General features: G+C 53.8%; 20 protein-coding genes. 12 read left to right on the top strand and 8 right to left on the bottom strand.

All coding sequences use genetic code 11. The features are described 5' to 3' along the window. Window positions 1-3: 3 nt before the first annotated feature. Together IEX86_RS05695 and IEX86_RS05690 are read right to left on the bottom strand one after the other, a co-directional pair. Window positions 4-633: a DsbA family oxidoreductase gene (locus IEX86_RS05695; RefSeq protein ID WP_188865150.1), complete on the bottom strand. Its 630-nt coding sequence runs from the start codon at window positions 631-633 to the stop codon at window positions 4-6. Between the two features lie 46 nt (window positions 634-679). Then, entirely contained in the window at window positions 680-1108 is a 429-nt protein-coding gene (locus IEX86_RS05690) for an NUDIX hydrolase (protein ID WP_188865149.1), read from the bottom strand. 322 nt (window positions 1109-1430) lie between these two features. Between IEX86_RS05690 and IEX86_RS05685 the strand changes: the two genes are divergently transcribed. The 4 genes from IEX86_RS05685 (at window position 1431) to IEX86_RS05670 (ending at window position 4352) form a co-directional block, all read left to right on the top strand. Beyond that, a complete protein-coding gene (locus tag IEX86_RS05685) occupies window positions 1431-2336 on the top strand; it encodes a hypothetical protein (RefSeq protein WP_188865148.1) in 906 nt (301 codons plus the stop codon). A 2-nt stretch (window positions 2337-2338) separates the two neighbouring features. Continuing rightward, on the top strand, window positions 2339-2776 hold the full coding sequence (locus IEX86_RS05680; RefSeq protein WP_188865147.1) for a phage holin family protein: 438 nt from the start codon (window positions 2339-2341) through the stop codon (window positions 2774-2776). Continuing rightward, window positions 2773-3636, top strand: a complete 864-nt coding sequence (locus IEX86_RS05675; RefSeq protein ID WP_188865146.1) for a DUF3618 domain-containing protein — start codon at window positions 2773-2775, stop codon at window positions 3634-3636. The genes IEX86_RS05680 and IEX86_RS05675 overlap by 4 nt, the downstream gene beginning before the upstream one ends. A gap of 383 nt (window positions 3637-4019) precedes the next feature. Next, window positions 4020-4352 (top strand): hypothetical protein, encoded by a 333-nt coding sequence (locus IEX86_RS05670; protein WP_188865145.1) that lies wholly within the window; start codon window positions 4020-4022, stop codon window positions 4350-4352. Here IEX86_RS05670 and IEX86_RS05665 read toward each other — a convergent pair. Then, complete coding sequence (locus IEX86_RS05665; RefSeq protein WP_188865144.1) at window positions 4349-4948, bottom strand: putative periplasmic lipoprotein; 600 nt, start codon at window positions 4946-4948, stop codon at window positions 4349-4351. The genes IEX86_RS05670 and IEX86_RS05665 overlap by 4 nt on opposite strands. 195 nt (window positions 4949-5143) lie before the next feature. Between IEX86_RS05665 and galU the strand changes: the two genes are divergently transcribed. Together galU and gorA are read left to right on the top strand one after the other, a co-directional pair. Beyond that, window positions 5144-5974 (top strand): UTP--glucose-1-phosphate uridylyltransferase GalU, encoded by an 831-nt coding sequence (galU, locus tag IEX86_RS05660; protein WP_188865143.1) that lies wholly within the window; start codon window positions 5144-5146, stop codon window positions 5972-5974. Window positions 5975-6104: 130 nt separating this feature from the next. Continuing rightward, window positions 6105-7466, top strand: a complete 1362-nt coding sequence (gene gorA / locus IEX86_RS05655) for a glutathione-disulfide reductase (RefSeq protein WP_188865142.1) — start codon at window positions 6105-6107, stop codon at window positions 7464-7466. Between the two features lie 60 nt (window positions 7467-7526). On the opposite strand, the gene IEX86_RS05650 is transcribed toward gorA, so the two are convergent. Continuing rightward, window positions 7527-8540, bottom strand: a complete 1014-nt coding sequence (locus IEX86_RS05650) for a bile acid:sodium symporter family protein (RefSeq protein WP_188865141.1) — start codon at window positions 8538-8540, stop codon at window positions 7527-7529. Between the two features lie 83 nt (window positions 8541-8623). Between IEX86_RS05650 and IEX86_RS05645 the strand changes: the two genes are divergently transcribed. Both IEX86_RS05645 and IEX86_RS05640 read left to right on the top strand, forming a co-directional pair. After that, the gene (locus tag IEX86_RS05645) at window positions 8624-9415 is read left to right on the top strand and encodes an AraC family transcriptional regulator (protein ID WP_188865140.1); all 792 of its coding nucleotides are present in this window, start codon (window positions 8624-8626) and stop codon (window positions 9413-9415) included. A gap of 11 nt (window positions 9416-9426) precedes the next feature. Next, window positions 9427-10053 carry a trimeric intracellular cation channel family protein gene (locus tag IEX86_RS05640; protein ID WP_188865139.1) on the top strand — a complete coding sequence of 209 codons (627 nt, stop codon included), beginning with the start codon at window positions 9427-9429 and terminating at the stop codon, window positions 10051-10053. Between the two features lie 3 nt (window positions 10054-10056). On the opposite strand, the gene IEX86_RS05635 is transcribed toward IEX86_RS05640, so the two are convergent. From IEX86_RS05635 to ku, 3 genes are all read right to left on the bottom strand, one after another. After that, complete coding sequence (locus IEX86_RS05635) at window positions 10057-10797, bottom strand: PIG-L deacetylase family protein (protein ID WP_188865138.1); 741 nt, start codon at window positions 10795-10797, stop codon at window positions 10057-10059. Window positions 10798-10887: 90 nt separating this feature from the next. After that, on the bottom strand, window positions 10888-13446 hold the full coding sequence (gene ligD, locus IEX86_RS05630; protein WP_188865137.1) for a DNA ligase D: 2559 nt from the start codon (window positions 13444-13446) through the stop codon (window positions 10888-10890). Window positions 13447-13457: 11 nt separating this feature from the next. After that, window positions 13458-14363: a non-homologous end joining protein Ku gene (gene ku / locus IEX86_RS05625; RefSeq protein WP_188865136.1), complete on the bottom strand. Its 906-nt coding sequence runs from the start codon at window positions 14361-14363 to the stop codon at window positions 13458-13460. A 185-nt stretch (window positions 14364-14548) separates the two neighbouring features. Here ku and IEX86_RS05620 point away from each other — a divergent pair, with 185 nt between their 5' ends. The 4 genes from IEX86_RS05620 (at window position 14549) to nadE (ending at window position 17613) form a co-directional block, all read left to right on the top strand. Further along, window positions 14549-15538 (top strand): XdhC family protein, encoded by a 990-nt coding sequence (locus IEX86_RS05620; protein ID WP_188865135.1) that lies wholly within the window; start codon window positions 14549-14551, stop codon window positions 15536-15538. Window position 15539: 1 nt separating this feature from the next. Then, a complete protein-coding gene (locus tag IEX86_RS05615) occupies window positions 15540-16187 on the top strand; it encodes a nucleotidyltransferase family protein (protein WP_188865134.1) in 648 nt (215 codons plus the stop codon). 84 nt (window positions 16188-16271) lie between these two features. Continuing rightward, complete coding sequence (locus tag IEX86_RS05610) at window positions 16272-16775, top strand: CinA family protein (protein ID WP_188865133.1); 504 nt, start codon at window positions 16272-16274, stop codon at window positions 16773-16775. Window positions 16776-16779: 4 nt separating this feature from the next. Further along, the gene (nadE, locus tag IEX86_RS05605; RefSeq protein ID WP_188865132.1) at window positions 16780-17613 is read left to right on the top strand and encodes an NAD(+) synthase; all 834 of its coding nucleotides are present in this window, start codon (window positions 16780-16782) and stop codon (window positions 17611-17613) included. Between the two features lie 49 nt (window positions 17614-17662). Here the strand turns inward: nadE and IEX86_RS05600 are convergent, their stop codons facing one another. Next, window positions 17663-18400 carry a ferritin-like domain-containing protein gene (locus tag IEX86_RS05600; RefSeq protein ID WP_188865131.1) on the bottom strand — a complete coding sequence of 246 codons (738 nt, stop codon included), beginning with the start codon at window positions 18398-18400 and terminating at the stop codon, window positions 17663-17665. Window positions 18401-18402: the final 2 nt, after the last annotated feature.

The raw sequence follows: 18402 nt of genomic DNA, 5'->3' as shown, positions 1-18402 counted from the left end.
CGCTCAGCGTTGAGCCATGAGCGTCTCGATAGCAGATGTCAGGCGCTCATAATCAACTGCGCCGCTGAGCTGGATGGCATCTTCGTAGGGCTCGTCCTGTGCACGGAGCAACAGCGTTGGTACTGCTGTGATTCCAAGCGCTTGTGCCAGTCTTTCATCATCGAGTACTGGCTGGGTGTAGCGATTTTCCTCAAGCGCCGCCTCAAGTTCGACCGTGTCTATCCCTTGCAGATTTGCAATATCCAGCAGGATGTCATCACGACCAATGTCACGACCCTCTTCAAAAAAAGCCTTGAAAAGCCCACGATGCATCGCTTCAAATTGCCCGACTTGCCGAGCGTGCTCAACGGCCTCCAGGGCTCTGCGACTTCGGGGCTGGACGGGCGGAAGTCGAAGCGTTAATCCACGCTCCTCTGCCATGGGGTACACCGCGCGTGCCCACGTGCTGCGCAGGTAGTGACTATCCGGGATAAGCGTTGGAACCGGGTCTGGCCTTAATTCAAAGGCATGCCAGGTAACAATGAGCCTTTCGCCATAATGCGCCTTTAATTGATCAAGCAGCGGCAGCTCCAGATAACAGAACGGACAGACGTAATCGCTCCAGATATCGATATGGATAGGCGTTGCGCTCATGGGATTCTCCTTTGCAGGAACGACACGGCGTAGACTCTGGCTACGTTTATGAATACTTAGAAAGATGTTCTGCTCTTTGATTCAAAAGAGGCAAAACGTGCTCAGAGAGCAAAGGCGCCAGAGCAATTTCGTATGGCGGCTTTAGCGGCAGCCAGGCTAGAGTCTCAAGCTCTGCCGCGACGGTCAGTGTGGGGTTATCCAGTTCAGCCATGAAAAGCTCTGCTTCAATGACGGTATCTGGCTCGTTTGCAGCAGGTGCTAGAAAGAGGCCGAGCTGCTCGCAGGCCTTGGGGTCTAGCGAAAGGCTTAACTCTTCCTTGAGCTCTCGTATCAGCGCCTCAAGACTGCTTTCTCCCATTTCAATTTTGCCGCCAGGCAGCATGAAACGCTGCGTATGCCGTTTGCGTACAACAAGCAATTCGCCGGCACGGTTAAGCAGGCAGATAGCGGCAATTTGTAGACGAGAGGTAAGCATTAAACGTCCTTGTACAGGTTGAGAATGTCTCATTTTCCGCACTTTGCCGGAGGCTGACCAGAGCTGTGTGCAATTGCGTCCCCGGGGATTGATGCAAAAACTTCAGGTAATCGTTTTTTTCGTACCGCCTCGGTGGAAGTCCTCTGGAAATGGCCGATTCCGATGCCGGTTATCGTGAATATGGCTACTTGACAAAATCGAAACGAACTCCTCCATGCCGCTGAAGTCACCTTATTAACGCGCAGTTTTGTGTGTTTTAAGTCACCGCTGCGCTTACCGACCGCTCTTGTGCGGAAAAACGTAAAAATGGTGGGACCAAGCTATGACATCACCCTACGAGAGTAATACTCGAGAAAGCCAGCAACGGAGCATGCCGTCTGCCCAAGAGCAGGCCGAAGCCTTGAAAGACAAGGCCAGGAACGTGGCGGACAATGCGATGGTGCAAGGTAAAGGTCAGATTGATCGCTACAGCGACAAAGCCGCCAATGAGATCGAAACCGTTGCCAATAGTTTTAAGGCGGCAGCATCTGAGTTAAGCGACCAGGATCGTGCTGGTCTCTCAGGTTATGTCTCCGACATTGCTCAAAGTATGGCTGGCCTGGCTGACACGCTACGAGGCAAGAGTGCTGATGAGTTAATTCAGGAAGCAGGCCGACTGGCTCGCGAAAACCCAGCGCTTTTCCTTACCAGCAGCATTGCTATCGGCTTTGGCCTGTCCCGTTTTGCCAAGGCGAGCAGCCGTAAATCCACTAGCACTGATTCGGGCATGTCTACGTCAGGCGCAGGGATGGATTCGGAGCTGTCCTCCGGCTCTTCCTATACTGCTCGAGCGGGTGCAACCGGTGAAACTACCGGCACGCCCTCGACTTTGAACGAGAGCGATAAAGAAGCTTCATGCCACGTCATGGGGTCCAGCGCGGCCATGGGAACAACTTCTTCCGTTAACCACGCCGGTATGGGCGCCTTTGAAGGCGCAGATGGTACTCGCACCATAGACCCAGCTTCGCAGACCAGTACGCCTGTCATTGCTGAAAAAGAAAGTACCTATCAAGGCAGTACCTCCCACGTATCAAAAGGCGACACTACTGCTACCACTTCAGTTGTCCGTCCAGTGCCTACATCCGACTTGGGCGATACCCCTTCTTATGGTTCTCCAGCGCTTGATCCTGATCGTGCATCAACCACGGCGCTAGGTAACACCAAGAAGGATACTAACGGAGGTCTGTAATCATGAAAGAGCAACCGAATCTACGTGATGCCACGTATCAAGAAGAAGCTGCCATCGACTCGAACTCAACATCGATTGCAGGCCTGGTTCGTCAGCTGACTCGCGAAGTGCCTTCCTTGTTTACCAAGGAACTGGCGCTAGCCAAGGCTGAAATTACCGAGGCTCTGAATACTACCAAGGCCGCTACGATTGGCATGGCCTCTGGCGGTATCGTTCTGTTAGGTGGCTTCATCATGCTACTGCTCTCAGCTGTTCTAGGCCTGAGCAATGTTGTAGCGCCTTGGCTGGCTGCCCTGATAGTGGGCGGCGTGGTCTGCGTTGTAGGGATGATCATGGTCTCGGCAGGCAAGAAGAAGCTTGACCCAGCTGCGTTCAAACCAGAGCGCACCATCAATAGCATGCAAAAAGATAAAGAAGCCGTGAAGGGGAAAGTAGCATGAGCACCGATACCCATAGCCGAATTGACCTTGAGTCGCAAAAAGATCCAGCGACTCTGGAGCGCGAAATCGATCAGCAGCGTGACAGTATCAACGATATCGTCAACGCCTTGGAGAGTCGCCTTTCCCCCGGCGAATTGCTGGATAAGGCAATGACCTACGCTAAAGGTAACGGCGGCGAGTTTATTAATAATCTAGGTTCGACCATCAAGGCTAATCCTGTGCCCACACTGCTCACATCTGTTGGGCTTATGTGGATGATGATGGGCCAGAATCGTAACCAGTCTTACACCAGTGGCAGTATGTCTTCTACTGGCGGTATGACCGATGCCCTACGGGACAAATCGTCCAGCATGAGCGATGCTTTGCATGACAAGACTGCCAGCATGTCTAGTGCTGTGCATGACAAAACAGACAGCATGCGGATGCAGGCCCAGGGCCTTAAGGACAAAGCCGCGGATATGCGCAGTAATGCGTCTGACTCCATGAATTCCGCTCGCCAATCTGTGAGTGAAAAAGCACAGAATGCGTCTGAAACACTGCGTAATCAGACGACTAAGGCAAAAAGCGGTTTCCAGTACATGCTGGAAGAGCAGCCATTGGCCCTTGGTGCAATCGGTATAGCAGTAGGCGCGTTGTTAGGTGCGACACTGCCAGCTACTGAGCGCGAGAATCGTCTGTTGGGCAAAACCAGTGATCGACTCACCGACAAAGTGAAGATGAAAGCTGAGCAGGGCTATTCCAAGGCGACTGAAATGGGACAGGAGCTGGCTGATCAAGCAGCTAATCGTGTCAATGAAGAGGCCGATCATATGGTTTCTTCTGAGCGCCAGGAGCCGCAACGCGCCTCTCGTTCCATGTAGTGATGTTCTTCCGCTAGCGGCCTGCGCTCAGTAGGCCGCTAGAATTTTCAGGGGCTGCTCACCTTTATGGTCTTAGCAGGCTCCTTGCGAAATTTCTCTCTAGCCAGCATCGCCCATCTCTAAATTTGCACCTTATTCACGCGCTTTTCGCTGGAACTCACATACGTGGGTTTTTACTTCTTCAGCAAAGTGGCCTAGCCATAGCCTGACTGGAAAGCCTCTCGCAATTTCTCTTTTTTAGCCTTTGAATGCATAGGTTATAAGACCTGAGATAAAGGCTTGGTTAGAGATTTATACATGACTAAAAGAGCACATAAGACCAATGGTCAGTGACAGGTCGGGCAGGAGAGGTCTCATCTTGAAGAGCACAGAGGAAGACAGAAATGAGAGCAATCAAGGCAGGGTCATGCGCACTTGGACTGGTGTTAATACTGATAGCCCCTATAAGCATGGCTGACGATTCGGCCTCACGTGCTATCCCGCGTACCTACGTAAGCCCTGGTGCATCCGGGAGTATTGAGACGCAGCAGCGTAGTCAGCAGTACGATATATATGGAGGGCAGGCAGTCCCGCGTGGAACGGTTCGGGAATACCGCTCTCAGTCAAGTGGGCGCTATGAGCAGCGAGGCACGATTCGCCAGAGCACAGAATACCCTGGCGGAATCGAAATCGAGCGGACGCCGGGAAGTACAACTAACCGGGTTGAACGCCGTTAGTGACTCATGGCAGCTGCATCGGCAGGTTTGTCACTGCTGAGACGTTCGACCAAGGTCAGTGCTTTCTCGAAAGAGGGATAACCGCTCTTGGCAACGTCAAGATCACTGTAGCTGTTCTTATAGGTCTCAGCCCGAATAGGATCTACTTCAGCAACCAGATAGGGCTTGGAGTAAATCTGATAGAGCATCGCATAGGCTAGCGGATACTCCTTCCCGGCGGATGCTTCCAGCAAAGGCAAGACATCATCCGCTTGCGGCCCCTGCTTGATCATCACAAGCGCTTTGTAGAATTCGATCTCCCCAGTGCCTTTAGCTTTGTCAGCATATATCGATGCACGATTGAGTAAGGCGTCGGCAAGTTTCAGATCATCCTCCCCGCCGGACACCACCAATATCTTGGCCTGGAGGAGGTCATTTTGGATAAGCAAATGTTGCTCATCCTGAGTAAGTTGAGGAGATTTACTGGCGCAGCCTACCAGCAGTGCGGTAGCGAAAAGAGGAATCCATTTTTTCATAATAGATCGTTTGATCCCTTGTCTAGCCATCTGAAGCAGCTTGTCTTCGACGGTGGTGGTGCCAACGAGTTCACTACTCATCATATCTCGTTTGCGGAAAAGCGCGTTATGATCGAACCGCTGTGCGCTTTCGTGGTCGGATCTCCCAACGCTCAGGGTCGAGCGCTTTTAGACGTCCATTTAATCGGTCACTGAGAGCCTCATGCTGAGCATTGTAACCCGATGAACGGCTGTTTAGACTGCCATAGTATCGCTCCCACAGATCAAAGGACGCCCATGATCACCAAATGTCTGTTCCCGGCCGCCGGCTACGGCACTCGCTTTCTTCCAGCAACCAAAGCGATGCCGAAGGAAATGCTGCCTATCGTGAACAAGCCCCTTGTCCAGTATGCCGTTGAAGAGGCGCTCGACGCAGGGCTCAAGCAAATTGCTATGGTCACCGGGCGTGGCAAGCGCTCTTTGGAAGACCATTTCGACATCAGCTACGAGCTGGAAAGCCAGATCAAGAATACCGCCAAGGAAAAATACCTGACCGGGATTCGCCGCCTGATCGACGAGTGTTCCTTCTCTTACACCCGTCAGATCGAGATGAAAGGTTTGGGCCATGCCATTCTGACAGGCCGTCCTCTGATCGGTGACGAGCCGTTCGCAGTAGTCCTGGCGGACGACCTGTGCCTGAACCTCGAAGGCGACGGCGTTCTGAAGCAGATGGTCAAGCTGTACAACCAGTTCCGCTGCTCCATCGTAGCCATTCAGGAAGTGCCAGCGAACGAAACGCACAAGTATGGCGTGATCGCAGGCGAGATGATCCGTGAAGACATCTACCGCGTAAGCCACATGGTTGAAAAGCCAAAGCCGGAAGATGCTCCTTCCAACCTGGCGATCATTGGCCGTTACATCCTGACGCCCGATATTTTCGATCTGATCGAGCAGACCGAGCCAGGCAAGGGCGGTGAAATCCAGATCACTGACGCACTGATGAAGCAAGCTCAGGACGGTTGCGTTCTGGCTTACAAATTCAAGGGTCAGCGTTTTGACTGCGGTAGCGCGGAAGGCTTCGTTGAAGCCACCAACTTCTGCTTTGAGAACGTGTACAAGGAACTCTGATTTCCTCTGTACCTTGTGTTTGACAGGAGCCACCTTCGGGTGGCTTCTGTCGTTTAAGGCAACAGTATTTTCGTCAGTGGCAGCACAGGTGCGTTAAGCTGGTGTGCAGTTGAGCCGATCAGGATTCGTCATGACATACGATTTTGACCTTTTTATCATCGGTGCGGGTTCGGGCGGTGTTCGTGCAGCGCGTTTTTCCGCCGATTTTGGTGCACGCGTGGCTGTAGCGGAAAGCCGTTACCTGGGCGGTACCTGCGTAAACGTCGGCTGCATGCCGAAAAAATACTTCGTCTATGGAGCTTCGTTTCACGACGAGTTTCGTCAGTCGCGTAGCTATGGCTGGAAAGTTGAAGAGCAGGGATTTGATTGGCAGAACCTGCTTGCCAACAAAGACCATGAGATTCGCCGACTGAACAGCATTTACCGCGCACTGCTTATCAACAGTGGCGTGACGCTGCTTGAAGACCATGCTCGAATTATTGATGCGCACACTGTTGAAGTAACTGGCAAGCGCTATACCACTGAGCGCATTCTGGTGGCTACAGGTGGCTGGCCTTCAGTGCCGGATCTGCCCGGTCGCGAGCATATCATTACGTCCAACGAGGCGTTCTATCTGGACAAGCTGCCTGAGCGGATGATTATCGTGGGTGGCGGGTATATCGCTATTGAATTTGCGTCGATCTTTCATGGTTTGGGCGTAAAGGCGACCCTCATGTACCGCAAGGACCTCTTCCTGCGTGGATTCGATGACTGCGTACGGACTCATCTGCGAGACCAGATGCTCAAGCGAGGCCATGACCTGCAATTCAATACGGAAATTGCCCGTATTGATAAGCAGAGCGATGGGAGCCTGAAGGTAACCCTTAACGACGGGCGTGTTCAGGAAACCGACTGCGTATTTTATGCAACAGGCCGTCGTCCCATGTTCGATAACCTAGGCCTGGAAAATGTCGGTGTTGAACTCGACGAGCGTGGCTTTATAAAAGTTGATGAGACCTTCCAGACTACAGAGCCTTCGGTTTATGCGATTGGCGATATAATTGGCCGTGTGCAGTTAACCCCGGTTGCCCTGGCCGAAGCCATGACATTGGCCCGTAGCCTGTACAAGCCCGAGAGTTACAAGCCGCTTGACTACAACCTTATTGCCAGTGCAGTCTACAGTTTGCCCAATGTCGGATCGGTAGGATTGAGCGAAGAGCTGGCACGCGAGAAGGGTTACAAGCTCAAGATCTTCCAGACTACATTCAGGCCTACCAAGCTCAGCCTGACCAATGAGACAGAACGTACACTCATGAAGCTGGTTGTTGACGCCGAGACTGACAAGGTACTGGGCTGCCATATGGTAGGTCCTGATGCACCTGAGCAGATCCAGTGCCTGGCCATTGCGCTCAAGGCTGGTGCCACCAAAAGCTGCTTTGATGACACGATCGGAATCCATCCGACGGCTGCGGAGGAGTGGGTCACCATGCGCTCCCCGGTACGTGAAGACTGATTTACGTAATACATAAAAAAGGCCGGTTTACACCGGCCTTTTTATTTTAGCTAAACCCTATTAATGCACGTTGGTTGCTTTAGCTTCGCTGACGTTCGTATCTTCGCGCCGCCCATAACGTTGGGCCAGCACCGCGCACACCATCAACTGGATCTGATGGAACAGCATGATGGGTAGCAGGATAGCCCCCATGCTGCTGCCGGCAAACAAGACCTTGGCCATTGGGACGCCCGTAGCCAGGCTTTTCTTGGAGCCGCAGAACACCACTGCAATTTCATCCTCTTTGTTAAAGCCTAGGAGCCGCGCTGCATAGCGCGTGATCAGCAGCGCCAGCGTAAGGATAACCGAGCAGACTACCGCCAGGCCCAGTAAAGCCATCAGCGGAATGGATGACCAGAGGCCTTCAAGAATGGCCGCACTGAAAGCCGTATAGACCACCAGCAGAATGGAGCCTTGATCTACAAACTTGAGGCTGGACTTATGCTTGTCAACCCAGCCACCAATCCAACGGCGCAAGATTTGGCCAGCAACGAAGGGAACCAGAAGTTGCAGGAATATTTTGGTAATGGCATCGATGGTCGACATGCCATTGGTATCGCCACTGCTTTGGGTGTCGAGTAATAAGCTGACCAGAAGTGGCGTCAGGAACACACCGATCAGGCTGGAGGCCGAGGCGCTGCATACCGCAGCCGGAATATTGCCGCGGCCCATGGAAACAAAGGCAATAGACGACTGTACGGTTGCAGGCAGAGCGCACATATACAACACACCCATGTACAGCTCAGGTGTGACGAGAGGCGAAAGCAAGGGTTTAAGTGCCCAGCCTAGCAGGGGGAACAATAGGAAAGTGCAGCAGAAAATAAGAAGATGCAGACGCCAGTGAGTAACACCCGCAACGATGGCCTCACGGGACAACTTGGCGCCATGGAGGAAGAAGAGCAGGCCAATGGCAACGTTGGTTATGACGTTGAGTACGCCCGCTGCCGTTCCGCTACAAGGAAAAATGCTGGCCAATGCCACGGTTGCGATCAGGTACAGCGTGAAATTGTCAGGTAAAAAGCGTGGACGAGCCATTCACATCTCTCGAACAGTTGTTGAGTCTGGCTTTGCAGTTTAATGTGGCTTGAGCATTCCGACTAACGCCAAAAAGGCTTTCAATGTCGCCTAACGGACAATCCGCTGAGTTGCGCAGGCAGATTCCCTCGCTCAAGGTACTGCCTCGACCGGTATATGCGCGCGCCGAGTCGTTGGCGCGTGGGTCTTGGACGCCTTGGCATAGTCATCCTTGGGCTCAGCTTTCTTATGCCATCAAAGGGGTGCTCTCGGTTCATACGCGCGCGGGTAGTTTTGTGGCGCCGCCCCAGCGGGCCGTATGGATTCCAGCAGGGCTGGAGCATGAAGTACGCTCCTCAGCCGAAGCTGAGATGCGTAGTCTTTATCTTGAGCCCAACCTATTGTCTGACCAAGGCGCTGAGTGTCGCGTGCTCAGTGTCAGCTTGTTATTGCGCGAGCTGATCCGAGCTTTTACAACGTTTCCCGTCGAATATGATGAGGCGGGCAGTGAAGGGCGCCTGGTCGGTGTACTGCTTGATCAGCTGGCAATTGCTCCTCATATGGAGCTGTCTTTGCCATTACCTGCGGACGCACGGCTGCGCCGCTTGTGTGGGTACTTGCAGGAAACGCCGGATGATCAACGTACCCTGGCCGAGTGGGCCCTGTTACTGGGTGCTTCAGAAAAAACCCTGAGCCGACACTTTCAGCGAGAGACCGGTCTTACGTTCAGGGCGTGGCGACAAAAGCTGCGGCTGCTAAGCGCACTGACCTTGCTTGAGCGGGGGGAGAGTGTGACCACTGTTGCGTTGAGTTGCGGCTATGATTCGCCCTCAGCCTTTATCGCTGCGTTTCGAACTCAGTTCGGAACAACCCCTGGCGATTTCTTTAGTCCCTGATGGAGCCCTCGATGGTTTCGCTGTTTTATCTGTGCGATCTGTTTGGCGTCGCCGTTTTTGCCATTACCGGAGCCCTTATGGCCGGACGTAAGGCAATGGACCTCTTTGGTGTTCTGGTTGTAGCCCTGGTAACAGCGTTAGGAGGCGGAACCCTGCGCGACGTAATCCTGGGACTACATCCAGTGAGTTGGATACGGGATGATACCTATATTGCCGTGGTGGTCTTTGCCACCTTGGGTACGGTACTGTGGGTACGACTGACTCGGCCGATACCGGAAAAGGCGCTCTTGATTGCCGATGCGTTTGGTTTGGCTGTCTTTACCGTGATTGGCACCGAGGTTACCTTGCGCCAGCAGGTGCCGCTGAGTACAGCCGTTATTATGGGAGTCATGACCGGTGTAGCCGGTGGTGTGATCCGGGATATCATCTGTAATGACATTCCATTGATCTTCCACAAGGAAATCTACGCCACGCCCTGCATTCTCGGCTCGCTGACCTACCTTGGGCTGAATCGCCTGGAGCTTGCGCCAGAGCTGGTTACTGGTACAGCCATGCTGGTTGTGCTTTTGATTCGACTTGCCGCAATCCGCTGGCATTTCGCGTTGCCTCGCATGCAGCTGCTTGACCGAAACCGATAGCACTCAAACCAAGAAAATTTCCCAAGGGCGAAACAGGCGAGACAGCACATGCTGGGGCAGAATGGGCTCAGGTGCCGGGCCGGTAGCCGTATTGAATGCTTCGACGGCATAGCGCTTGACCGCCAGACTGGACTCATCCAGCGGTAGCCGCCGGGCTCGCTCCCAGGGAAAGCGATTATCCCCCGGGCGCAACCACTGCCATGCCCAGAGAGGTACTTCAATACAGCGTGCGCCTGTTACAACACAGGCAAAGCTTGCTGCTCGGCCTGTGGCTTCATGATCGGAGTGACCATCTTCTCGCCAGGCAGTGAAGACCGTGTCGGTCGATTTGATCAGCGCGGCCAATTGCTCGCTAAGTCGCTGCTCTTCATTGCTTACAACGCCGTCAGAAAAGTCCAGCCGACAGATATCTACGCACTCCAGGCACAGCCGTCGACTGGCCTCGCGGCTTTCAGGCAGGGTAGGGACATGAAAAACCGGTTGGTTACCGAAGCCCTGCTTGTATTCGCCCCGGGTTACACTAATCAGCAAAACCTTGCGGCCCAGCTCGGCCAGTTGGGCAAGAAGCCCGCCGCAGCCCAGTATTTCGTCATCCGAGTGCGGCGCGATGATAACGGCGCGTCGACCTGGAGGCACTAATTGATTAGCGTCTACCTCCTGGATTCCAGCAAATCTGGGCCAGGCGGCCCATTCCTGCGCCGAAGCGCTTTTTTCCTCTAACGTACGGGTGTTTAGCGTCGTCATATCGCTGTTCCTCTTGCGAGGGTATCCCTCGCATAATGCCGAACTGATATTGGGCGCTTTTGAGGCACGTCAACAGTACAGGCGAACCATTTACTCCATACCTAGCTTTTTCCGCTGTGCAGCGGTGATCCGCTGCCGCACAGTGTTGTAACCTGCCCACGGATCATCCAGCCGCTCGAACAGCGTCTCAACGGTCCACTGGTCACCTTGCTTAAGGGTTTTTAGCTCGCTCCGATCAATTGGCACTGAGACACCCAATCCCGGACGAGCCCGCAGAGAATAAGCCGAAACCGTAGTAGCGCCTTCACGGTTACGCAGGTAGTCAATAAATACCTTGCCGACTCTATTCTGCGCTCCCATCTTGGCGGAGAAACGCTCTGGAATAACGCTGGCCATATGCTGGGCAATGGCCTGTGCAACATCTTTCACGTTGTCCCAGTCGTGCCTACGCTCCAGTGGGACAACAATATGTAGGCCCTTGCCACCACTGGTTTTGATAAACGCTTTGAAGCCCAGCTCGTCCAACAGGGTCAGTAAGAGCTCAGTAGCCTCCAGCATGCTTTTCCACGGCAGTTTTGGATCAGGGTCCAGATCAAAGATCATTCGGTCCGGTTTATCGATGTGATCAGCTTTGGCGTTCCAGGTATGCAGTTCTACTGTGCCCATCTGAGCAGCGCCCAGAAGCGCTTCCAGATTATCAATCACCATAAGAGGCGCATGGCCTGGATCAAGGCTTGCATCCAACTCGCGGATATGTGGAATAGCCAGAGTCTGCTTATGCTTCTGAAAAATCTGCTCGCCTTTGATACCTTCAGGGGTACGAACCAAGGCAACCGGCCGGTTTTTCAGGTGTGGCAATATCCAGGGAGCGATACGCTCATAATACTCTGCAATGCCGCGTTTAGTGGTTTTAGAATGAGGGTCTATAACGCGCTCAGGGTGGCTGATACGTACTCCCGCGATTTCAATACCATCCTTTGCCTTCTGCGGCGATGCTTTCTTGGGCACGATAGCAGAGTCTTTGTCTGGTACGGTTTGCGCGTGTTCAAGTTCGATATCATGAGCGGACTTGTCTTGCCGCAAGCCATAGAAAACACCTTGGCGCACGACTCCATCATTGGTGATGGATGCGAATGCCACCTCACACAACAGTTCTGGCTTGAGCCAAGTGACGCCACGGGCCTGAGCGCCGCGTGGAAGGTTGGTAAACGCAGGCTTTTCAGTCACATAAGGCTGCATTTGTTCATGAAGGGCAGCCAGGCTTTCCCGCGAAAACCCCGTCCCGATTTTGCCCGCAAAGCGCAGCGATCCCTTTTCATCATGCAGGCCGATCAGAAGTGCACCGAAATGGCTTCTAGCCCCCTGAGGGGAGGTGTAACCGCCAATTACAAATTCCTGTCGACGCTTACATTTAAGTTTGATCCAGTCATTGCTGCGCTTGGACTGATATGGACTGCCGGCACGCTTACCAATCACTCCTTCCAGACCAATGCTGCAGGCGCTTTCAAGAATCCTATCAGCAGGCACATCAAATGCCTCTGAGTAGCGGATGACCTCCGAATCGATTTTATCTAGTACAGCCTTTAACGCTCGGCGGCGCTCCTCAAGAGGGTAAGCACGCAGGTCCATACCATTGCAGAACGGCATGTCGAACAGATAGTAGAGAATGGTGGTGTTTCGACCGCTATCAAAGGCGTTTTGCAGGGCCTGGAAGTCAGAAACCCCTTTTTCATCCAATACAATGATTTCGCCATCCAGCCAGCCATTCTCCAGACTAAGTGCTGAAATAGCCTTGGCTTGCTCCGGCAAACGATGAGTCCAATCCTTGCCGTTGCGTGTAATAAAGCTGACCTTGCCCTCGTCAATCCGCGTCAGCAGGCGATAGCCATCAAATTTGATTTCATACAGCCAATCGCCTGCTGGAGGTGCATCAACCAGCGTAGCCAGTTCAGCTTCGATCATATCGGGTAGCGCGGACGGCTTGGGTGAAGGCTTTGCTGTTTTGAGTTTTGGCGTGCGTGTTTGTTTGGTTTTCGCGGCATTAACCGGTTTGTCAGGTTTAGCGCGTGCCTTGCCCAATTGCGGTAGCGTCTTCTCGCTTAACACACTGTCAGGCAGCGCGTCTGTCACGTCATAGGTGTCATGCGGGCGGGCTGTGTCGTCCTTTTCCTTGATCAGCAGCCACTGCTCCTTATTGCCATTACCATGCAGGCGCGTACGCACCAAGGTCCAGCTGCCGTTGAGCTTTTCACCCTGTAGCTCGAATTTGAGCTTGCCGGCGGCATAGTCTTTAGCAGCATCGCCATGGGGAATCCAAACGCCACGGTCCCAGACAATAACGTCACCACCACCATATTCACCTTCTGGAATGCTGCCTTCAAAGGTGCCGTATTCAATAGGATGGTCTTCAACATGAACGGCGAGACGTTTTTCTTTGGGATCGTAGCTTGGCCCCTTGGGGACTGCCCAACTTTTCAAGGTGCCGTCCAGCTCCAGGCGAAAGTCGTAATGAAGCCGACGCGCGTCATGCTTCTGGATGACGAATTGCAGCGTCTCGGGCGATGTGCGGCCATGGGCTGAGCCACCTTCAGGCTCTGCAGTAACCTTGAAGTTTCGCTTGCGAGTGTACTCGCTTAGCGGGTTTGCCATGACCGGGCTCCTTATTTAGCAGCCTTACGGGCCTTGGTTGAGGCCGAGCCTGGCGCTCGCCGAGTAGCGCTGGCGCGCTTGGGCTTGGCTTGTGCTGCGTCAGTTTTCTTACCCTCACTTTCGACCGACTTGTGTTTTCCGCTCAGGCTCCGCTTGAGCAGTTCCGTAAGGTCAATGACATCAGCGGTGCGCTTGGGCTCTTCCTGTTCTGGAGCTTCGAGCGTTTCAAGTTTGCCTTCACGCACCTTGCGCTCAACCAGCTTCATGACGTTCTCTTCGAAGGTGTCGTGATACTGCTCCGGGTCCCAGGATTCAGTCATGTCCTCTACGAGGCGTTCGGCCATTTCGATCTCGCGCTTGGAAACCTTGGCATCCAAATCGTCCAGGCCTACTTCTTCGGCAGAGCGAACTTCGTTAGCCCAGCGCAAGGTGTTGAGCACAAGCGTATCGCCCAACGGCATAATGACGGCAAGGTGTTGCTTGGTATGCATGACAACGTTAGCGACGCCTACTTTGCCGGTGCGTCTGAGTGTTTCCCGCAGGAGGATATACACCTTCTCGCTGTGCTTTTCAGGGGTCAGAAAGTAGGGCTTTTCGAAATGCAGGATGGAAATCTCGCTGGCTTCGACAAATGCCAGAATGTCGACCGTCTGGGTGGCCTCCGGCAGGGCGTTGTGAATCTCCTCGTCGCTGAGCACGACATACTCGCCTTTTTCGTGTTCGATACCTTTGACGATGTTTTCCCGGGAGACCTCCTTGCCCGTATTCTTGTTAACACGCTTGTAGCCCACCGGGTCCATGCTGCGTTTGTCCAGCCAGTCAAAATCGATTCCATGGCTGGAGGTAGCGGACACCAGGGAAACCGGAATATTGACCAGGCCGAAACTGACAGCGCCTTTCCAAATTGAGCGTGGCATACCGGTTACCTCTGAGTGTGGGCATTTTAGTTTTGAGTTCGCCGCTGCGCATGAGGTTCCAAAGCGCCATGACAGACGGGGAACCAGATGCTGTTCAGAGGTTCTATCCGTGACTGTCGAGGCAAAACGCGCCTGCTATACACTGGTAGCGTTTAGCCTCCTGGCTTATCGATCGAGTGAACTGAATGGATAGTGTGGATTCGAGCGTATTGCGTAGCGCCTTGGCTTGGCGGCAAGAAGGACATCGCGTTGTGCTGTTTACGGTGGTGCAGACATGGGGAAGCTCACCGCGTCCACCGGGCGCAATGCTGGCCCTGCGGGAGGATGGCCGCGTTGCCGGCTCGGTTTCTGGCGGTTGCATCGAAGATGATCTGATTGCGCGGATGAACGAGGGCCGAATTCCTGAGCAAGGTATCGAACTCATCACGTATGGCGTAACGCAGGAAGAGGCGGCACGCTTTGGGCTTCCGTGTGGAGGGACGCTGCGTCTGGTACAGGAGCCTGTTGGCAATCCACAATGGATCGCTGACATGCTAAGCCGCTGTGATAATCATGAGCTTGTGGCCAGGCAGCTCGAATTAGGCACGGGTACTGTAAAGCTGTTTTCGGCGCAGGCAGACGAGGCGTTACACCTGGATGGACAGACTTTGCGCGTTGTCTACGGCCCACGCTGGCGTCTGTTGTTGATTGGTGCTGGGCAGCTGTCCCGCTATGTGTCCGAAATGGCCCATATGCTGGATTTCGATGTGCTGATTTGCGATCCGCGGCAAGAATTCAATCATGGCTGGGAAACCTCAAAAGCACGTTTCGTTCCGGGCATGCCTGACGATGCGGTGCTGTCCATCGTGCCTGATGAGCGAACAGCGATTGTGGCGTTAACCCATGATCCGCGTCTGGACGACATGGCGCTTCTGACTGCGCTTAAATCCTCGGCGTTCTATGTGGGTGCGTTAGGCTCGATGGGCAATAGCCGCAAGCGCCGAGAGCGCTTGGCTTTATTTGACTTGAGCGAGGAGGAAATCGACCGTTTGCATGGCCCTATCGGCCTGCACATCGGTAGCCACACACCGGCTGAAATCGCTATTTCGCTGCTTGCTGAGATAGTGTCCGTGAAAAACGGTGTCGCCTTGATGCAAAAGAAACAGGCTAAGCCTGCCGTCAATCAAGTGGCCTGATATGGCGGATACGCTCTGTGTAATCGTGATGGCCGCTGGGCAGAGCAGTCGTTTTCGCGCTCAGGGAGGTGCCGACAAGCTGCTGGCAGGTTATCAAACCGAGGCGGGCCAAGCCGCGGTGGTACTACAGCAGATCTTGCTTAACCTGAAAGGAATCGGTCAGCGACGGGTTGTTGTTACCCGTCCCGATAATCCAGGCGTAGCAGCGCTGGCCAGGAATGAAGGCTTTGATGTACTGGTCGTACCAACACACGGTATGGGTGACACATTGGCACAAGCCATTGCTGCCGAACCTCATCACCGGGGCTGGTTAATCGCCCTGGGTGATATGCCATTTGTACAGCCAGAGACGTTCCGCCGGATAGCAGAAGCAGTGACAGAGGAGGTCATTGCCGTACCGTTCTCGCCTCAACGCGATAGCTACCCACAAAAGCCTTGCAATCCAGTGGCTGGCAACCCAGTGGCTGGCAACCCGGTGGCCGGTAATCCGGTGGCGTTTGGCCGCCGTTACTTTGAGGCATTGTGTGCGCTTACGGGAGATCGTGGTGGGCGCGTCCTGTTTAGGCAGGGTGAGCTACGCTGGATAGCGTGCAATGACCCCGGAATTTATCGTGATGTAGATATTCCTGACGATTTGAAGCCTTTGTGATGCTACGTATGAGCCTTCGAATCGAACTTGCACGACGGCTGCCTTTCATAACGCAAAAGCGCACTTCGTTTCGTGGGAGTATCCATGAGGTCAGATATCCAACCGGTTCTCGATTATTTGAAAGAGTACGACATGCTGCTGGTTACGGCCGAGTCCTGTACAGCAGGTCGGGTGATTCATTTGCTGTCGGAAATCCCAGGCAGCGGATCGTGTCTTGATGCCGGTTATGTTGTTTATTCTCCTGCTGCTAAGCAACGCCTGCTGGGGGTGCACGAGTACACTATTGATACGTTCAACCTGACGAGTGAAGAGGTTGCACGTGAGATGGCGATCGGGGCATTACATGACAGTGATGCAGCGGTCGCCATCTCTAACACGGGGCTTGCAGGCCCGGATGGAGTAGATGGAATACCCGCTGGCACCGTATGCTTTGGCTGGGGCTTTCGTTATCAGGGCGAGCTGGTCATTTTCTCCCGGACCGAACGGTTCTTTGGTGGTCGGGAAGATGTGCAACTGGCAGCTGCCGTCTACAGTTTGACGAACATTCCATTATTCCATGCACGATTACTACGCGGAGAGAGAGGCTAAGCGCATGTCAGACGATTACGAATCCATTCAGCGTGACATTATCAAGGCGCTCGAAATACAAACCGAATTCGATGCCCAGCGCGAGGCCGAGTTGCGTATCAGGTTTCTCAAGGATTATTTGATAAAAACCGGCATGGAGACCTATGTGTTGGGTATCAGCGGTGGTGTGGATTCCTCAACCGCTGGCCGCCTTGCCCAATTGGCGGTTGAGCAGGCCCGTAGCGAGGGCCACAACGCACGCTTTATTGCCATGCGCCTGCCGTATGGGGTGCAGAAAGACGAAGAGGACGCCCAGCGAGCATTGGAATTCATCCAGCCAGACGAAGTGCTAACCGTAAATATCAAACCGGCTACCGATGGCATGCTGCAAGGTTTACAGGAGAGCAAGCTGGCCTTTCGTGATGAAGGGCAGCAGGATTTCGTCATGGGCAACGTCAAGGCGCGTCAGCGGATGATTGCGCAGTATGCGGTGGCCGGAGCGCGCAAAGGGCTGGTCATTGGGACCGACCATGGCGCTGAAGCACTAATGGGGTTCTACACCAAGTTTGGTGATGGTGCCTGTGACCTGACGCCACTACATGGCTTGAACAAGCGTCGTGTACGCATGCTCTGTGAGCATCTGGGTGCGCCGGATAATCTGGTTCACAAGGTTCCTACGGCCGATCTGGAGTCGCTATCTCCTGGTAAGCCGGACGAAGAGGCATTTGGTATCAGCTATGCCGAGATTGATGACTTTCTCGAAGGCAAAAAGGTTAGCGACAATGCCTATCAGGTCATTTTCAAATACTACAGCGGGTCGCATCACAAGCGTGCTCTGCCAGTAACGCCTTATTCCTGAGAGTAAGCAAAGGCCCGCATTATGCGGGCCTTTTTCATGCAACATGCAATCAGCTGAGCTGAACTTTGAGTTCGTCGCGCAACATGGCCTTGATCTTGACCAAGTGCTCTTCCTCATGGCGCATAGGCACTTCGAAGCTGGAGGCAATGTTGGGGTGGTTGGCCTGACGAGCCAGCTCGATCAACAGCTCCCATGCCGCATTGTCTGTCAGCTCGATGGTCAACATGGCATTGAGGCATTGCGCCATGTTGGTTCTGGGATCGGTTAGTACCTGGATAATCCCCTGAGCCATGGTGCCAGAAACGTGAGCACAGGGCGTCATAGCGGTAGGATCTGCGCCCAGTGTTTCGATGGACTCACGCAGCAGTTGCATGTGTTCGGCTTCCTGCTGCTGGATAGTCCTGAGTGTTTCCAGAAGCTCAGGGCGGGCATCTGGTGCTGCGGCGACTTTGGCAATGAAGGCCTCATACAGACGAACCCCGGTGCGCTCGTAGGCCAGGCGCTCGCCCAGCTTATCAATAAGCAGCTCAGGGTTTTTGCCCATCATTTTATCCAGACCCGTTTTCAGAACGCCTTTCACTGAGCCGGGTGGGGGAACGGAGCCAACCTGCTCGTTAATGGCTTCATGCTCACGGATGAATTTGATGCGTTCTTCGGTAATGCGTGAGGCGTCACCTGGAGGAATGTCGTGACGGAACTGCTCAGTGGCCTCAATTTGTCTCTTGGTGTCCTCGGGGGACATCTGTGTGCCGGTGCGATTCATACCCATGGGTGCAGAAGTAGTCATGG

The sequence above is a fragment of the Pseudomonas asuensis genome, assembly GCF_014646755.1.
GTDB classification, from domain to species: Bacteria; Pseudomonadota; Gammaproteobacteria; order Pseudomonadales; family Pseudomonadaceae; genus Chryseomonas; species Chryseomonas asuensis.
The sequence above is the reverse complement of the archived record's forward strand: the minus strand, read 5'-3'. Positions and strand labels throughout refer to the sequence as shown.

Excerpts from the sequence above, each read along its gene's own strand:
- IEX86_RS05695 (WP_188865150.1), bottom strand. The coding sequence starts at position 633 with ATGAGCGCAACGCCTATCCATATCGATATCTGGAGCGATTACGTCTGT.
- IEX86_RS05690 (WP_188865149.1), bottom strand. The coding sequence starts at position 1,108 with ATGCTTACCTCTCGTCTACAAATTGCCGCTATCTGCCTGCTTAACCGT.
- IEX86_RS05685 (WP_188865148.1), top strand. The coding sequence starts at position 1,431 with ATGACATCACCCTACGAGAGTAATACTCGAGAAAGCCAGCAACGGAGC.
- IEX86_RS05680 (WP_188865147.1), top strand. The coding sequence starts at position 2,339 with ATGAAAGAGCAACCGAATCTACGTGATGCCACGTATCAAGAAGAAGCT.
- IEX86_RS05675 (WP_188865146.1), top strand. The coding sequence starts at position 2,773 with ATGAGCACCGATACCCATAGCCGAATTGACCTTGAGTCGCAAAAAGAT.
- IEX86_RS05670 (WP_188865145.1), top strand. The coding sequence starts at position 4,020 with ATGAGAGCAATCAAGGCAGGGTCATGCGCACTTGGACTGGTGTTAATA.
- IEX86_RS05665 (WP_188865144.1), bottom strand. The coding sequence starts at position 4,948 with ATGAGTAGTGAACTCGTTGGCACCACCACCGTCGAAGACAAGCTGCTT.
- galU (WP_188865143.1), top strand. The coding sequence starts at position 5,144 with ATGATCACCAAATGTCTGTTCCCGGCCGCCGGCTACGGCACTCGCTTT.
- gorA (WP_188865142.1), top strand. The coding sequence starts at position 6,105 with ATGACATACGATTTTGACCTTTTTATCATCGGTGCGGGTTCGGGCGGT.
- IEX86_RS05650 (WP_188865141.1), bottom strand. The coding sequence starts at position 8,540 with ATGGCTCGTCCACGCTTTTTACCTGACAATTTCACGCTGTACCTGATC.
- IEX86_RS05645 (WP_188865140.1), top strand. The coding sequence starts at position 8,624 with ATGTCGCCTAACGGACAATCCGCTGAGTTGCGCAGGCAGATTCCCTCG.
- IEX86_RS05640 (WP_188865139.1), top strand. The coding sequence starts at position 9,427 with ATGGTTTCGCTGTTTTATCTGTGCGATCTGTTTGGCGTCGCCGTTTTT.
- IEX86_RS05635 (WP_188865138.1), bottom strand. The coding sequence starts at position 10,797 with ATGACGACGCTAAACACCCGTACGTTAGAGGAAAAAAGCGCTTCGGCG.
- ligD (WP_188865137.1), bottom strand. The coding sequence starts at position 13,446 with ATGGCAAACCCGCTAAGCGAGTACACTCGCAAGCGAAACTTCAAGGTT.
- ku (WP_188865136.1), bottom strand. The coding sequence starts at position 14,363 with ATGCCACGCTCAATTTGGAAAGGCGCTGTCAGTTTCGGCCTGGTCAAT.
- IEX86_RS05620 (WP_188865135.1), top strand. The coding sequence starts at position 14,549 with ATGGATAGTGTGGATTCGAGCGTATTGCGTAGCGCCTTGGCTTGGCGG.
- IEX86_RS05615 (WP_188865134.1), top strand. The coding sequence starts at position 15,540 with ATGGCGGATACGCTCTGTGTAATCGTGATGGCCGCTGGGCAGAGCAGT.
- IEX86_RS05610 (WP_188865133.1), top strand. The coding sequence starts at position 16,272 with ATGAGGTCAGATATCCAACCGGTTCTCGATTATTTGAAAGAGTACGAC.
- nadE (WP_188865132.1), top strand. The coding sequence starts at position 16,780 with ATGTCAGACGATTACGAATCCATTCAGCGTGACATTATCAAGGCGCTC.
- IEX86_RS05600 (WP_188865131.1), bottom strand. The coding sequence starts at position 18,400 with ATGACTACTTCTGCACCCATGGGTATGAATCGCACCGGCACACAGATG.